Origin of the sequence: Blastococcus haudaquaticus, from assembly GCF_900230285.1 — a bacterium.
Taxonomy (GTDB): Bacteria; Actinomycetota; Actinomycetes; order Mycobacteriales; family Geodermatophilaceae; genus Blastococcus_B; species Blastococcus_B haudaquaticus.
On record NZ_OCNK01000007.1, the window covers coordinates 32365 to 47407 of the forward strand.

The window sequence follows — 15043 nt, forward strand, 5'->3', positions numbered from 1 at the left end:
GGGCGGCATGTACGCCCGATCGAACACCGTCCACGCCGACCCGCAGCGCATCGACGACGGCATCGCCTTCGCACGCGACGAGGTCATGCCCGCGGTGCAGAGCATGCCCGGTTGTATGGGCCTGTCGATGCTCTGCGACCGCCAGTCGGGCCGCTGCATCGTCACGACCAGCTGGGACTCCGAGGAGTCGATGAGCGCCAGCAGAGAGGCGGTCCGAGCGATGCGCGCGCGGGCCGTCGAGGTCATGGGTGCCGAGTTCGAGGTTCAGGAGTGGGAGATCACCGTCCTGCACCGGGCCCACCAGGCACCCGAGGGCGCGTGCTGCCGGGTCACCTGGACCCGCGGCGACCCCGCCCGCATGGACGAGATGGTCGAGACCTTCCGCACCAGCCTGATCCCGCGGCTCGACGACATCCCGGGCTTCTGCAGCGTCAGCGAGATGGGCGACCGGCAGACCGGCATGAGCGTCCTCACCGCCACCTACGACGACCGCGCGTCCCTCGAGCGCTCGGCCGAGGCGGTACGGGGCATGCGCGAGCAGTTCACCGGGCAGATGGGCCTGGAGGTCATGGACATGGCCGAGTTCGAGCTGGCGATCCACCACCTGCGCGTCCCCGAGATGGCCTGACGGACGGCGGCCGGCGCGGGCGCCCACCGCCCGCGCCGGGCCGCGGCCACGAGAGGCTGCCGACGACCGGCCGACGACGTACCGTGGGAGTGACCGTCGTCACACGGGGGCGCCATGGCACTGCTCCGCCGGGCCACTGACGCCGCGCGTGACGTGACCCGCCTGGCCGCCGGCACCGCCGCGCTGGCCGCCGTCCCGGCAGTGGTGGGCGTCAGCCTGCTGGCGGAGTCCGCGTCGATGACGAAGCGGATCGCCCGGGCCGGGGTGACCGGCTCCCTCCACCTGGCTAAAGGCGCGGCCGTGTCCACGACGCGAGCCGTGGGCACCCTCGTCACCGGCGCCGACCCGCTGCCCGGCGGCCACCTGCACGACCTGACCGACGCCGTCAAGGGCATGGTCGAGCCGCCGAGCGCCCGCACCACGCGGCGCGTCTGGGGCGACCGCGACCGGCTGCAGATCGAGCTGGCCGCCGACGACGGGACGCCCGAGGCCAAGCACTCGCTCCGCCGGCACCTGGAGCGGCTCGAGGGCGTCGAGTGGGCCACGGTCAACGACGTCGTCGGCCGGGTGCTCGTCGCCGTCGACTCCCGCCGCGTCGGCATCGAGGACGTCGTCGGCGTGGTCACCGAGATCGAGCAGGCCCGGGGCGCCACGGGCGTCTTCCCGCACCGCCCCGACCACCCGGCCGACCTCGAGCCGCTGCTCGCCGCCGTCGCCGCCGCGGCCGTGGACACCGCCGCCGTCGGGGTGGCCTTCGCCGGCAAGGTGCTGCCGATCCCCGCGCTCACCCGGCACGCCACCCTGCTCATGGCCCTGCTCGACACGCAGCGGTGGCTCAAGCAGGCCGTCACCGAACGCATCGGCCCGGTCGGCACCGAGCTGGTGTTCGAGGGCACCAGCGCACTGCTGCACTCCCTCACCCAGAGCCCCACCGTGCCGGCGCTCAACGCCGCCGCCGCGATCCAGCGGGCCCTCGAGATCCGCGCCCGGCGCCAGGTGTGGCGCCGCCGGGAACGCGAGCTGTGCCTGCCCGAGCCGGACGACGGCGCCGAGCCGCTGTCGCCCCCCGGACCCCGGCCCACTCCGCTCCCGGCCGGTCCCGTGGAGACCTACCGCGGCCGCCTCGAGCCGACCGAGCTCGCCGCCTCCCTCGGGCTGCTCGCCCTCACCCGCCGCCCCGGCCGATCCGCGGACCTGCTCAAGGCGCTCACCCCCAAGGCCGCCGTCATGGGCCGGGAGTCGTTCGCCGCCTCGCTCGACCTCCTGCTGTCCCGCCAGGGCGTCCTGCCGTTGGAAGGCTCGGCCTACCGCCGGCTCGACCGCATCGACACCGTCGTCGTCGACGGCGCCGCGCTGTGCACCGGCCCACCGGTCGTCGTCGAGGCCACCGGCGAGGCCGACGGGTGGGACGACGCCGCGGTGTGGACGGCGGCCACCCGGCTACTGGCCGGCAGCGAGCAGCACGGCACCCGTCTCGGTCCCGTCAGGACGGCGGCCGACGCCCCCGGCGGCGAGATCCGCTCCCTGCTGCAGGGCCGGCGGCGGGTGGGCACCGTGACCGTCGCACCCGAGCTCGACCCGCACGCCGAGGCGCTGCTCGCCGCGGCACCCGACGCCGGCCTGCGGCTGGTCCTCACGCGACACGTCGGCGCCGGCGAGATCGCCGGGCTCGCGGACGACGTCGTCGACGACGCCCTCGTCGAGACCGTCCGCCGGCAGCAGGCAGACGGCCACGGCGTCCTGCTGGTGTCCGCAACCGACGGGCCGGCCCTCACCGCCGCCGACGTCGCGGTGGCGCCCGTCCTCGACGGCCGGGCTCCGGCGTGGGGCGCCGACCTGGTCACCGGACCCGGGCTCGCCCAGGCCTGCCGCATCGTCACCGCGACGGCGGACGCGAAGGCCGTCAGCCGGCGGGCGGCCGGGGCCGCGCTCACCGGCAACGTCCTCGGCGGTCTGCTCGCCGCCGTGGGCAGCGCCCGCTACGGCCAGGCCAAGGCCACCACGCCGGGCAAGTGGGCGACCGTCACGACCATGACCACCGGCACCTGGGCCGCCACGAAGGCCGCCCGCCGTCCGGTGCCGACCCCCACCGTGCACACCCCGTGGCACGCGCTGGAACCCGACGACGTCCTGCGCCGGCTGGCCGACCTCCCCGGCGACGACGAGCACCCGCCCACCCGCATCGCCGCCGCGGCGCAACGAGCCACGCAGCATCCCGTCGTCCACGGGCCCGTACGGTTCGCCCGCACGGTCGGGGCCGAGCTCGCCGACCCGCTCACCCCGGTCCTCGCGACCGGTGCCGCCGCGACCGCCGTCCTCGGCGACGCCACCGACGCGATCCTGGTCGGCAGCGTCACGGTCATCAACGCGCTGGTCAGCGGTCTGCAGCGGCTGCGCGCCGAGACGGTGCTCGAGCAGCTGCTGCTGGAGCAGGACAGCTGCGTCCGCCGCGAGACCGACGGCGGGTCCGAGGAGGTACCCGCGACCGCGATCCGGCTCGGCGACGTCGTCCTCGTCGAGGCCGGGGACGTCGTGGCCGCCGACGCCCGCCTGCTCGACGCCGAGGACCTGGAGGTCGACGAGTCCGGCCTCACCGGGGAGTCGCTCTCGGTGGCGAAGTCGCTGCCCGCGACGCCGGGAGCCGAGGTCGGCGACCGCACCTGCATGCTCTTCGACGGCACCACCGTCGTCGCCGGTCGCGGCCGGGCCGTCGTGGTCGCGGTCGGGCAGGCGACGCAGGCCGGGCGCGCCGCGCGGGCCGCCGGGGGCGCTGCTCCGCCGGCCGGCGTGCAGGCCCGGCTGGGCGAGCTCACCCGGTCGGTCCTCCCGATCACCCTCGCCGGCGGGGCGGCCGTCACCGCGCTGAGCGTGCTGTGGCGCCGCCCGCTGCGCGAGTCGGTGGCCGCCGGGGTGGCGATCGCGGTCGCCGCCGTCCCCGAGGGACTGCCGCTGGTCGCGACCGTCGCCCAGCAGGCCGCCGCCCGCCGGCTCTCCCGCCGGGGCGCGGTGGTGCGCAGCGCCCGGGTGCTCGAGGCGCTCGGCCGGGTCGACACCGTCTGCTTCGACAAGACCGGCACGCTCACCGAGAACCGGCTGCGGGTCGCCCGGCTCCTCCCCGACGGCGACACCGGGCACGACGAGCTGCTGAAGCTCGCCGCCGCAGGGATGGGCAACGGCGACGACCGTGCGCACGAGACCGACCGCGCCGTCCTCGACGCGGCCGGCGACGCCTGGGACGGCCCACCCGACGCGAGCCTGGCCTTCGCCGCCGGCCGCGGGTTCTCCGTCGCCGTCCGCGCCGGCCGCCTGGTGGTCAAGGGTGCCCCCGAGGTCGTCCTCCGCCGCTGCGCCGGCGCCCCGGACGTGCGCGACCGCGTGAAGGAGCTGGCCGGCACCGGGCTGCGGGTGCTCGCCGTCGCCGACCGCGGGGTCGACAGCGTGCCCGACGACCTCGACGAGGCCGCCGCCGACCTCACCTTCCGCGGCCTCGTCGGGCTGGCCGACACCCTGCGCGAGTCGTCAGTGCGCGCCGTCGAGCAGCTCCGGGCCGCCGGCGTCCGGGTCGTCGTCGCCACCGGCGACCACCCCGAGACGGCGAGCGCGATCGCCGCCGAGGCCGGCATCCCGGACGCCGACCGGGTGGTCACCGGCGCGAAACTGGCCAAGGCGTCTGACGCCGAGCGGGCCCGGATGGTCGCCGACACCGCCGTCTTCGCCCGGCTGTCGCCCGAGCAGAAGGTGCTGCTGGTCTCCGCCTTGCGCAAGGCCGGCGCGACGCTCGCCATGACCGGCGACGGGGTCAACGACGCCGCGGCGATCCGGCTGGCCGACGTCGGCGTCGGCGTGGAGGGGGCCGAGTCACCGGCCGCCCGCACCGCGGCCGATCTCGTGCTCACCGACCTCGACCTCACCCGCCTGGTCGACGCGATCGCCGAGGGCCGGGCCATGTGGTCGCGCGTCCGCGACGCGGTGTCCATCCTCGTCGGCGGCAACGCCGGCGAGGTGGCCTTCACCGTGCTCGGAACCGCTATCGGCGGCCGGGCACCACTGGGCACCCGGCAGCTGCTGCTGGTCAACCTGCTCACCGACATGTTCCCGGCGCTGGCCGTCGCGGTGGCCGCACCCCGGCGCGCCGCGGACACCGACGACGACGGTCCGCTGGCCGGGCACCCGCTCGCGGCGGTGCTGCGCGCCGGCCCGCACCGCGGGTTCACCGACGCGGTCCGGCGCAGGGTGGTGATCCGGGGCGCGGCGACGACGGCCGGCGCGACGGGTGCCTGGGCGGTCGGCAAGGTCACCCCGGTCTTCCCCGGCCGGGCGAGCACGATGGGGCTGGCCGCGCTGATCGCCACCCAGCTGGCGCAGACCGCGTGGATGGGCCGGCGCAGCCCGCTCGTGCTGGTCACGGTGGCCGGCTCGCTCGCCGTCCTCGTCGCGATCGTGCAGACCCCCGGCCTGAGCCGCTTCTTCGGCTGCACGCCGCTGGACCCGCTGTCGTGGTCGGTGGTGCTGGGCTCGGCCGGCGTCTCCGCCGCCGGTGCAGAGCTCGTGCCAGGCGTCGTCACCCGGTGGCGCGAGCGCACCCATTGACAGCCCCCCGGCGCCGAGAAGCATGACCCTCGCGACGACGCCGCCGGGGCGCCGCCCGCCATCCCGAGGGGGAGGCGGTATGTACGCCCGATCCACCACCGTCCACGCCGACCCGCATCGCATCGACGACGGCGTCGCCCACGTCCGCGACGAGGTCATGCCCGCGGTGCAGCGCATCCCCGGTTGCATGGGCCTCTCGATGCTCTGCGACCGCGAGTCCGGCCGCTGCATCGTCACGACCAGCTGGGACTCCGCGGGATCGATGAGCGTCAGCAGGGACGCCGTCCTCCCGATGCGCGAGCGGGCCACCGACGTGATGGGCGGCTCGTCCGACGTCCAGGAGTGGGAGATCACCGTCCTGCACCGGGCCCACCAGGCACCGGAGGGCGCCTGGTGCCGGGTCACCTGGGCCCGCGGCTACCCCGCCCGCATGGACGACATGACCGAGACCCTCCGCACGACCGTCCTGCCGCGCCTCGACGAGATCCCGGGCTTCTGCAGCATCAGCGTGATGGTCGACCGGCGGACCGGCCGGAGCATCCTCACGGCCACCTACGACGACCGCGCCTCCCTCGAGGCGGCCGCCGGAGCCGTGCGCAGCATGGGCCAGGACTTCGCGCAGCAGATCGTCCTGGCGGTCACGGACATGGCCCAGTTCGAGCTGGCGATCCACCACCTGCGCGTCCCCGAGCTGGTCTGACGGGACGGCGATCAGCGCGTACCCCTGGGGCGTCGTGCGTTCTACCCCCCGTCGGCGTGCCCCGGCCACGAGCCATGCGCCGTACCGCCCGCCCTCAGGGCGTGACGGCACCGGAGTAGGTGCCACCGGCGCCGGCCCTCGCCTCGACCCTCAGCAGCCCGTGAGAGTCGCCGTGCAGGGCGATCAGGCCGCGCACCTGCCCACCGGGCCGGGTGACGCCGCTGTAGACCAGCGTCGCGCTGGTCCGCTGCCCGGCCACGGTGCCGGTGAACGTGCCCGTGACGACGAAGACGTCGGCGAACGTGCCGGGCGGGGACGCGAAGGCCTGGTCGCACGGCGCATCGAACACGATCCGGATGGTGCCGGGGGCCGCACCGGAGAGCGTGCCCTCGAAGGTGAGGAGGACCGGGGCGGTCGCCAGGCACCGGCTCCCCGGCAGCGGCTGGGTGGCCGGAGCCCCGGTGACGACCACCGTGAACGCGCCGTCGGCGGACACCCGGGTGGCAGCCGACGCCGGGGCGACCCCGACTCCGACCAGCGCGGCACATCCGACCAGGGCGAGCAGCAACCTGCGCATGGCCCGGACGGTAGGACCGGCTCCAGGTCCGTCGAAGGGCCGTTGGGCCCTCCGTTGGGCGGTCCGCCGCGTGTTCCCGCCGCCACGCCGCAACATTCCGGCGCCGTCAGACTCCGAGCTGCGCCGGAGAGAGTTCGGCCACGAGCTCGTCCACGGGGCGAGGCCGGCCGTAGAGGAAGCCCTGCGCCAGCGGCGCAGCCCAGCTCCTGCAGCGCCCGCGCCTGCTCCGGCGTCTCCACGCCCTCCGGCCACCTCGGCGGCCATCCGGCAGCCCGATATTCGGGTGCCGTCACCGGAACTGAAGCGGCCGCTTCGCGACTCTCCGCCGATCACCCCCAAGAGGGGCGCCGTCACACGCCGAGGTGCGCCAGTGCCTGCAACAGCAACGTCGACTGCCCGTTCATCAGCTCGGCCAGCACCGCGGGATCGCGTGCCTCGAGCGGTGAGAACCAGGTCAGCTCCAGGGCGTCCTGCTGCGGCGCGCAGTCGCCCTCGACCGGCACGACGTAGGCCAGCGACACCGCGTGCTGCCGCGGGTCGTGGAACGGCGTCACCCCCGGCGTCGGGAAGTACTCGGCGATCGTGAACGGCTGCGGCGCCGGCGGAACCCGCGGCAGCGCCAGCGGACCGAGGTCCTTCTCCATGTGCCGGAGCAGCGCCGCCCGGATCCGCTCGTGGTACAGCACGCGACCGGACACGAGGGCCCGCTTGATCTGCCCGTCCTCGCCGGCCCGCAGCAGCAGCCCGACCGCGATCACGGTGCCCTGGTCGTCCACCCGCACCGGCACCACGTCGACGTACACGATGGGCAGCCGTTCGCGCGCCGAGTCCATCTCCTCACGGGAGAGAAGGCCGCCACCGGTCGCCGTCGTCACGTCGGTCATGACACCTGTCTAACCGATGCCGCCGCTCCCCCGCGCGCCCGGCCGCCGTGCGACACGTCTCAGTCGCAGCGCGACGGGCCCGGCCCTCCCAGGGACCGGACCCGTCGCCCAGCGGATCAGCCGCGCCGGACCACTCCGGACCGGGCGGTCCGACGGCGGCCGAACGCGATCGTCCCGAGCCCGAAGGCCAGCGCCAGCAGACCCGCCAGAGCCGGCGCCAGGGTTGCACCGGTGTAGGCCAGCTCCGCACCGCCGGCGCTCCCCCGGTCGGCCGCGACCACCGGCACGATGCCGAGGGCAGCACCGGACGCCGGGACAACCGGACCCACCGGAGCCACCGGGGTCGCGGCGACACCACAGGTCGTGTCGGCACCGCCCAGCACACCGACGCCGACACCGCACACGCCGACCGCCGCGTCCACGTCGACCGCGCCCCCGTCGACCGCGCCCCCGTCGGGGGAGGCACCGGCCGGCGGAGCGCACGTGGCACCGGCATCACCGAGGACGCCGACGGCCACGCCGCAGACCGTCACCGGCGCATCGGCGTCGACCACCGCTGCCTCCGATCCGCCGGCAGCCTCCGCCGGGGCGGTGCAGGTCGCGTCGGCGTCCCCGAGGACGCCGATCCCCGTGCCGCACACCAGGACCGGCACGTCGGCGTCGACCAGGCTCGCGCCGTCGTCGTCCACCGAGGCGGGAGGGGTGCCCTCGGCGTTGGCGTCGCCGAGCAGCCCGACGGCGTTGCCGGTCACGGTCACCGGCACGTCGGCGTCCACCACCGAGCCCGTCGAGCCGGCGTCGGCCGAGGAACTGCCACCGATGGTGATCGGCACGGTGACCGAGAGGCCGCCGATGTCGGCACCCGCGAGGGCGTCGAGGTCCGGCAGGTCGATGCCCGCCACGGCGTTGTCGGTGACGGTGACCGGGACGGTCACGTCGACGGTGTCGTCGTCTGCGGCCGCGATGCCCGTGCCGGCGGCCAGCAGACCGCCGGTCAGCAGGGCCGTGCGCAGCCCGCGCTTCATCCACACGTTCATGAGGGGTGTCCTTGTCTCTGACTGAGGGACCGGTCCGGTCGGACCGGCGAGGGGCCGTGGTCAGCGCGGGGCTGACCGTGGCCTGCTCAGTCGGGAGCGAAGGAGGGGTCGAACGCGCGGTCGGCCGCGGCGTCCTGAGCGCCGTCGGGCGCCGCGATCGAGGCGGCGGATCCGACGGAGAGCACGGCAGCCGGCACGACGGCCGACGGCTGATCGGGGGACGACGGTCCGCCGGACGTCGCCGGAGCCGGCGCGGCCGGAACCGCGGGCAGGGGCGACGGCAGGGGCGACGGCAGGCGCTCGCCGCCGGGCACCGGAGCCGGCGCCTCGATGACGACGTCCAACCGCTCGACCGGAGCCCGAGCCGGGACAGCGGCAGGAACAGCGGGGGCAGCGGGCGCGACATCCGCCGTCTCGAGGACGGGAAGCACGACGGCCTCGGCCGACGGCACGGAAACGACGGTCACCGACTCGACCGGCTGCACCGCAGGCACCACGGGGACGACGACCGTCTCGACCACCGGCGCGACCGCCGCCTCGACGACTGCCTCGACGACGGGATCGACCACCGGCCGGACGACGTCGACGACCGGGGACAGCACCTGCTCGGCGACCCCCTGCACCGGGGCGACGAGGGCGGTCACGGACAGCGGCGAGCTCTCCACGGCGGCGGCCACGGGCAACGGCGAGCTCTCCGCCGCCGCGGCCGACGAGCCGGCCGTCGCGGCCAGCCAGAACCCGGCGCCGAGCCCGGCGAGCAGCAGCGCGCGCTTCGACAGGCGGGACAGGCGGGAGGCAGCGAGGGCGTGGGAATCCATCTCGCCTCCTCACCATCGGTCACTGGTCGCGTGCAGTCAGTGAACCCAGGTGCCCAGGCGGTCGCCAGTCGAAAGCCGTCGCCCGATGGGGTGGAGCGGGGCGAATCCGGTGACGGTGCGTGAACGTCAGTCGGCGACGGCGGCGTGTGCGCGGCCCCACGGTGCGGCCAGCTCGCGGGCCGGAGCGGGCCTCCCGTACAGGTAGCCCTGCGCGTACGTGCAGCCGACGCGCTTGAGCACCTCGTCCTGCGCCGACGTCTCCACGCCCTCCGCCACGACCGACAGGCCGAGCGCCCGGGCCATGCCCACGATGCTCTCCAGCATCTGCGCCCGCCGCGGCGACTCGGCGACCGTCGCGATGAACGAGCTGTCGAACTTGAGGATGTCGACCGGCAGCGTGTCCAGCCGGCTCAGCGACGAGTAGCCGGTGCCGAAGTCGTCGATCGCGACCCGCAGGCCGGCGGCGCGCAGCACCTGCAGCGCGGCCACGGCCGCCGACGACTGCGCCTCCAGCAGGCTCTCGGTCACCTCCAGGACGACGTCGCTCGCCGGCCATCCGCTCTCCGCGAGCACCGCCGTCACCCGCTGCGGGTAGGCGGGGTCGCAGAGCTCGCGGCCGGAGACGTTGATGCCCAGCCCGAGCGATCCCCCCACGGCGAGGCGCAGCGGGGTCAGTTGGGTGACGGCGGTGCGCAGCACGTGCTCGCCCAGTGCGGCGATGAGGCCGTTCTGCTCGGCAAGGGCGACGAAGCGCTCCGGCGACACCGGCCCGAGCACGGGGTGCGTCCAGCGGGCCAGCGCCTCGACCCCGATCATCCGGCCCGACGCCACGTCGACGACGGGCTGGACGTGGACGAACACCTCGCCGGCGGCCAGCGCCGCGGCCAGGTCGCGGACCAGTTCCGACGACTCCCCGGCGTCGAGCTCGGCGCGCCCCCGGCCGGCGGCCTTCGCCGTGTAGAGCGCGGAGTCGGCCCGGCGCATGAGCTGCGCCGCCGAGTCACCGATCTGGTGCTCGGCCACGCCGCAGGACATGCCGATGTCGGCGTGCTCCGCGGTCACCCGGCGCACCATGTCGAGCGCCTGGTCCCCCGTCGTCCCGGGCAGCAGCAGGGCGAACTCGTCGCCGCCGTGCCGCGCGAACACCGCGTCCGCCGGGAGCGCCTGCCGCCAGACATCGGCGACCCGGCGCAGCACCCGGTCGCCGGCCTGGTGGCCGTCGGTGTCGTTGATCTGCTTGAAGTGGTCGAGGTCCAGCAGCACCGCGGTCAGCGGCAGGCCCGTCCGGGTCGCCGCCGCCATCAGCTCCTCGAGCGCGCTGTCGAAGCCGCGCCGGTTGGTCAGCCCGGTGAGCGGGTCACGGGTGGCCCGCGACGCCAGGAGCACGAGGCCCCGGGTCGCGACACCGAGCGCCACGATGACGGCGTCGACGGCCAATGCGGTGAACACGGGGACGTCGCCGCGGATCTGCAGCGCGGCCGAGATCGCCGAGACCGCACCCGCCATGTGCAGGAAGGCCGCCGTGGTCCGGAAGAAGAAGAACGCGTCGACGGCGATGAACGACATCATCGCCCCGTACACCATGGCGGTCGCGGTGTCGGGACTGAGCACCGCCGCCGAGGCGATGAGCGTGGTCCCCGCCGCGACCACCACGTGGAAGGCGGGCCGGGGCCAGCGCGCCCCCCATCGGCTCATCACGGCCGCGGCGACGAACGCGGCCAGCACCAGGCCGGCCAGCGCCTCGCGGCCGCGGCCGGCCGACGAGGCACCGATGATCGCGAGGATGCCGGTGAGCCCGCCGAAGGCGTAGAAGACCGTGAGGGTGGCCGCCATCGTGCGCGGCGTCGCCACCTCCGACGACTGGGACCGGCTCACCTGAACCGCATCGACCCGGAATGCCCCTCGCTTGAGGGATCCGGCCCGCGCTCACCCGCCGTGGTGAGTCAGACCGACGTCGGAACCCGGTCCTCCGGACGACGGAGCACCGAACGCACCGTCCGCGTCGCCGCGTTGCGGGCCAGTTCGCGGATCGGGCCGGTGTCCCACATCGCCCGCGACGGCTCGACGGGCTCCGCTGCCGGCACCGCCGGCTGCTCCCGCCGGGCGGCGACCTCCGCCAGCGCTGCCCGCCGGCGCGTCAGGATCGCCTCCTTCTGCCGGTCGACCCGCTCCTTCTCGGCCATCACCAGCAGCTCTTCCTTCGCCTGGGCCACCGTCCTGCGCGACTCCTGCGCCATCTCCTCGATGTCGACGTCACCGCTGTCGCGGAGCATCGCGAGCTTGTCGTAGGCCGTGGGCGGGCTGAAGTTCAGCAGCAGCTTCATGAGCACCGGCAGGATCTCCACGCTCATGAACAGCAGCGAGAGCATGAACTGCGCGGCGGCGAGGGTCCCGTTCCGGTCGCCCAGCCGGTCCAGCGCCTCGAGCCGCATCAGCAGCCCGCCGGCGTTCTCGTTCGTGGCGTCGAAGTTGGCCTGCAGCCGGTCCTGCTCGGCGGTCAGCCGGGTCAGCTCGGCGCGGTCGGTCTCCAGGGACGAGGCGGCCAGCGACGCACTCCGCGACTCGGCGGACGACGCGGCGTCCACGGCGTCGTCGAGGTCGGACCGGGCGGCGAGCACCACGGCCTGCTGGGCGTCGGCGGCGGCCCGGGCCTCGATGTAGGCCTGGCCGGTGCCGGCGTCGCCGGTGCCGCACGAGCCGTCCAGCTCGCACTGCGCCTTGGCCTCCAGCTCGCGGGACACCGCGATCGCCGCGTCCAGTGCGGCCTGGCTGGCCGTCACCTCGGCGCGCACGACGGCGAGCCCGGTGTCGGCCACTCCCCCACTGGCGACGACGGCCTCCGACGTCGCGATCCGCTCCTCGAGCTCGGGCAGGTGCGCGAAGCGGGCGTCGTCGGTGAGCGAGGCCCGGTAGGCGTCCGCGTCCTCGGCCTGCATCGTGACGATCTCGGTGTCGATCTCCTTGGCGAAGATCTGCAGCGTCAGGGGCGTCGCGATGACGACGCCGAGCACCAGGGCCAGCCCGACCCGCGGGACGGCGAGCACCATGTTCCGCTTCACCGACGAGTCGTGGCTCATCCCGACCATCAGCATCCGGTCGAGGTTGACGACGACGAGGCCCCAGCCGAGACCAGCGAGCAGGGCGAACGGCCACCAGACGCCGAGGGCCATGTGCACCGCGAAGGCCATCGACACCAGCGCCAGCCCACCGGTGCTGAGCAGCACGCCACCCAGCGCCACGAACTTCGAGCGGGCGCCGGGCGCCGCCGCCAGCACGTCCGGCCGGGCACCGGCCAGCACGGCCAGTCCGTTGCCGATGCGCCCTCGTCGGAACCTCACTATCAGTGCACCCCCGAGGCGGCGGGGTAGCGGGAACCGTCGCCTCACGTGCACTCATCGGCAGTCGGAGGGCCCGGGACGACCGTGACCGATCTCGCGTGACCGACTACGGGCTGCGGCATGGGAGGCTGGTGACAGCTGACCGACGGCGACGCCCCCCTCCGAGGGCTCGCCGGCCATCCCGGTGTCCTCGACGAGCGAGGCACGGCTGGGCAGGCCGGTGCACGTGCACGGACCCACCGAACGAACGGGAACCCATGGCTCTGATCGCTTGTCCGAAGTGCAACAGCGAGGACATCAACGGCACGCCGCAGGCCGACAGCCGGCTGCTCATCCACTGCGAGGACTGCGGCCACGAGTGGCTGCGCGGCGAGGCCCGCCGCGACCCGGGCCGGCCGGCCGTCCGCACCATCGACTCCCTGCACGCCGCGTTCCCGACCCCGCTCGACGTCCGCCTCGACGTCCGGGAGCGGGTGGCCGCCCTGGCGCAGGACTTCCAGCTCGACCACCGGGAGCCCGACACCACGGCCGCCGAGTTCCGGGCGAAGTACCAGGCGCTGTTCACCCGGGACGGTCTGCGCGACGCGAGCCCCGACGACCTGCTCCAGTTCGCGCTCACCGACACCGTGGCCAGTGCCGGCAACATGTCCGGCCTCAACCGGGCCTGGAAGACGCAGGGGCCGGAGCGGGCCGCCGAGAAGGTCCGCGAGTCGATCGAGTACCTGCTGCACGGTCCCGAGAGCCTGCGTCTGGAGGACCGGCTCACGCACCTCGTCGACGGCAAGAAGGTCGGCTTCCCCTCGTTCAACAAGGAGCCGCTGCTCACCAAGGTGCTCTGCGTCGTCGAGCCCGAGCGGTTCCTGCCGATCCTGAAGTACTCCGCCCCGACCGACGGCAAGAAGGAGATCGTCAAGCTCGTCTTCGAGCTCGACCTCCCGGCCGCGGAGAAGGTGGCCTGGACGATCGGCCGCCTGGCGGTGTGGAGCAACGACCTGCTCCGCTCGCTCGTCGGCAACGACATCCCCGACCTGCAGCAGGCCGCGAAGTTCCTCGCCTGGGCGAAGACCCGGCCGGCCCTGTCCCGCAGCTAGCCCGCCGCCGCCTCCCGGGCCTGGGACGATGGCCGCAGGACCGGGAGGAGGCGACCGTGGACGACGACGTGCTGGTCCTGCCGAGCGCCGGTCCGGATCCGCTCCCGCTCGACACCGCGTTGGCCGCCGTCCTCGGCTACGCCCGGGGGCGGCGGCCGCTGCACTACCGCGCTCCCAACGCGCGCACCGGGCGGTGGGTGGAGATCCCGGCCTTCGCCTACGAGCGGTTCGACCGCCGGCCCGGCGCCGTCGACCCGCTGGGCGAGCACGACATCCTCACCGCCGAGGGCCTGCACGGGCGCCTCGACCCGGTGTCCTGGTCGGCGATGAAGGCGGTCCTGCCCTCGATCGACCCGCTCGCCGGCGCCGTCACCGACCGGGCCGGCGGCCGCACCTTCGGCGAGCTCCCGGACGACGAGTTCTCGGTGCTCGCCGAGCCGGGCACCGTCGGCGCCGGGCTGCGCCGGATCCGCGAGCGCTGCGAGGGCGCGGCCGGCGTGTCAGCGGAGCACGTGGTCGCGGCACTGCACCACCGGCGCCCGTCGCTGTTCCCGCTGCTGCACCGCGCGACCCGGTGGCAGCTGCTCCCCCACGTCCGGGAGGGCGACAGCGGCGTCGAGGCGGTGATCCACCGGGAGCTGCGCACGAACCGGGCCGCGTTCGACGTCCTCCACGAGCGCGCGGCGAAACTCCTGGAGAGCCCGCTGACCGTCCTCCGCCTGCACGACATCCTGCTGTGGCTCAGCGGCACCCTGCGGCTCACCCACGCGGTCGCGCTGGGACGCGTCCACGCGTAGCGCAGGAGTCGCCGGATCGACCCGCCCCCGAGACGCCGTCGAAACCCTCGGCGGCCAGGGTCCTGCACGGACGGCGCCGACCGGGCGCCCTGCTGCACCGGGAGAACCCATGACCACGGTCTCGTCGCGATCCGACGGGTTGATCGCGCCGCACGCCGCGGTCCTCGGCCGGGCCGCCGCCGTCCTCGCCGTCGGATCGGCCCTCGTCCACCTGCTCCTGGTCGACCTCACCGCGCTCGGCTCGCTGGCCATGGTCGGCATGGCCCTCGTCTGCCTCCCCTGCGCGTGGCACCTCTGGCGGCATCCGACCGGCAGCGTGTGGGCGCTCACCGCCGCCGCCGACGCGGCGATGCTCGTGCTGCACGCCCAGATGCTGAGCGCGCCGGCGGAGCACGTGCACCCCGGCGCTGCCGGACCCGGGACGCTGATGTGGTCCGGACTGGCGCTGGTCGCCGCGCAACTCCTCCTCGCCGCACTGGCGGCCGTGCGCCGCTGAGCACGCGGTGCGCTTCCGGTCATGGGCCGTTCACCTGACACGCCGTTCGTTCACCAGCACGGAAAATGGCGGCCTGAACAGGGGAAA

The 15043-nt window shown here is 75.0% G+C and carries 12 protein-coding genes; 6 read left to right on the top strand and 6 right to left on the bottom strand.

Translation table 11 applies throughout. The features are described 5' to 3' along the window. Positions 1-7 precede the first annotated feature (7 nt). The 3 genes from CRP30_RS20580 (at position 8) to CRP30_RS20590 (ending at position 5918) form a co-directional block, all read left to right on the top strand. Entirely contained in the window at positions 8-628 is a 621-nt protein-coding gene (locus CRP30_RS20580; protein WP_097185902.1) for a hypothetical protein, read from the top strand. 114 nt (positions 629-742) lie between these two features. Further along, entirely contained in the window at positions 743-5218 is a 4476-nt protein-coding gene (locus tag CRP30_RS20585; protein ID WP_097185903.1) for a cation-translocating P-type ATPase, read from the top strand. A gap of 79 nt (positions 5219-5297) precedes the next feature. After that, positions 5298-5918, top strand: coding sequence for a hypothetical protein (locus CRP30_RS20590; RefSeq protein ID WP_099459169.1), 621 nt, complete (start codon positions 5298-5300; stop codon positions 5916-5918). Positions 5919-6012: 94 nt separating this feature from the next. On the opposite strand, the gene CRP30_RS20595 is transcribed toward CRP30_RS20590, so the two are convergent. From CRP30_RS20595 to CRP30_RS20620, 6 genes are all read right to left on the bottom strand, one after another. Then, positions 6013-6495, bottom strand: coding sequence for a hypothetical protein (locus CRP30_RS20595; RefSeq protein WP_143278518.1), 483 nt, complete (start codon positions 6493-6495; stop codon positions 6013-6015). Between the two features lie 350 nt (positions 6496-6845). Continuing rightward, a complete protein-coding gene (locus CRP30_RS20600) occupies positions 6846-7379 on the bottom strand; it encodes a DUF4916 domain-containing protein (protein WP_097185905.1) in 534 nt (177 codons plus the stop codon). A 116-nt stretch (positions 7380-7495) separates the two neighbouring features. Next, the gene (locus tag CRP30_RS20605; RefSeq protein WP_097185906.1) at positions 7496-8416 is read right to left on the bottom strand and encodes a hypothetical protein; all 921 of its coding nucleotides are present in this window, start codon (positions 8414-8416) and stop codon (positions 7496-7498) included. 86 nt (positions 8417-8502) lie between these two features. Further along, positions 8503-9234 (bottom strand): hypothetical protein, encoded by a 732-nt coding sequence (locus CRP30_RS20610; RefSeq protein WP_097185907.1) that lies wholly within the window; start codon positions 9232-9234, stop codon positions 8503-8505. Positions 9235-9360: 126 nt separating this feature from the next. After that, positions 9361-11109 (bottom strand): putative bifunctional diguanylate cyclase/phosphodiesterase, encoded by a 1749-nt coding sequence (locus CRP30_RS20615; protein ID WP_097185908.1) that lies wholly within the window; start codon positions 11107-11109, stop codon positions 9361-9363. A gap of 68 nt (positions 11110-11177) precedes the next feature. Continuing rightward, positions 11178-12572 (bottom strand): DUF4407 domain-containing protein, encoded by a 1395-nt coding sequence (locus CRP30_RS20620; RefSeq protein ID WP_097185909.1) that lies wholly within the window; start codon positions 12570-12572, stop codon positions 11178-11180. Between the two features lie 257 nt (positions 12573-12829). Between CRP30_RS20620 and CRP30_RS20625 the strand changes: the two genes are divergently transcribed. The 3 genes from CRP30_RS20625 (at position 12830) to CRP30_RS20635 (ending at position 14956) form a co-directional block, all read left to right on the top strand. Beyond that, positions 12830-13663, top strand: coding sequence for a hypothetical protein (locus CRP30_RS20625; RefSeq protein ID WP_097185910.1), 834 nt, complete (start codon positions 12830-12832; stop codon positions 13661-13663). Between the two features lie 56 nt (positions 13664-13719). Then, complete coding sequence (locus tag CRP30_RS20630) at positions 13720-14460, top strand: DUF6308 family protein (protein ID WP_097185911.1); 741 nt, start codon at positions 13720-13722, stop codon at positions 14458-14460. Between the two features lie 109 nt (positions 14461-14569). Beyond that, positions 14570-14956 (top strand): hypothetical protein, encoded by a 387-nt coding sequence (locus CRP30_RS20635; protein WP_097185912.1) that lies wholly within the window; start codon positions 14570-14572, stop codon positions 14954-14956. Positions 14957-15043 lie beyond the last annotated feature (87 nt).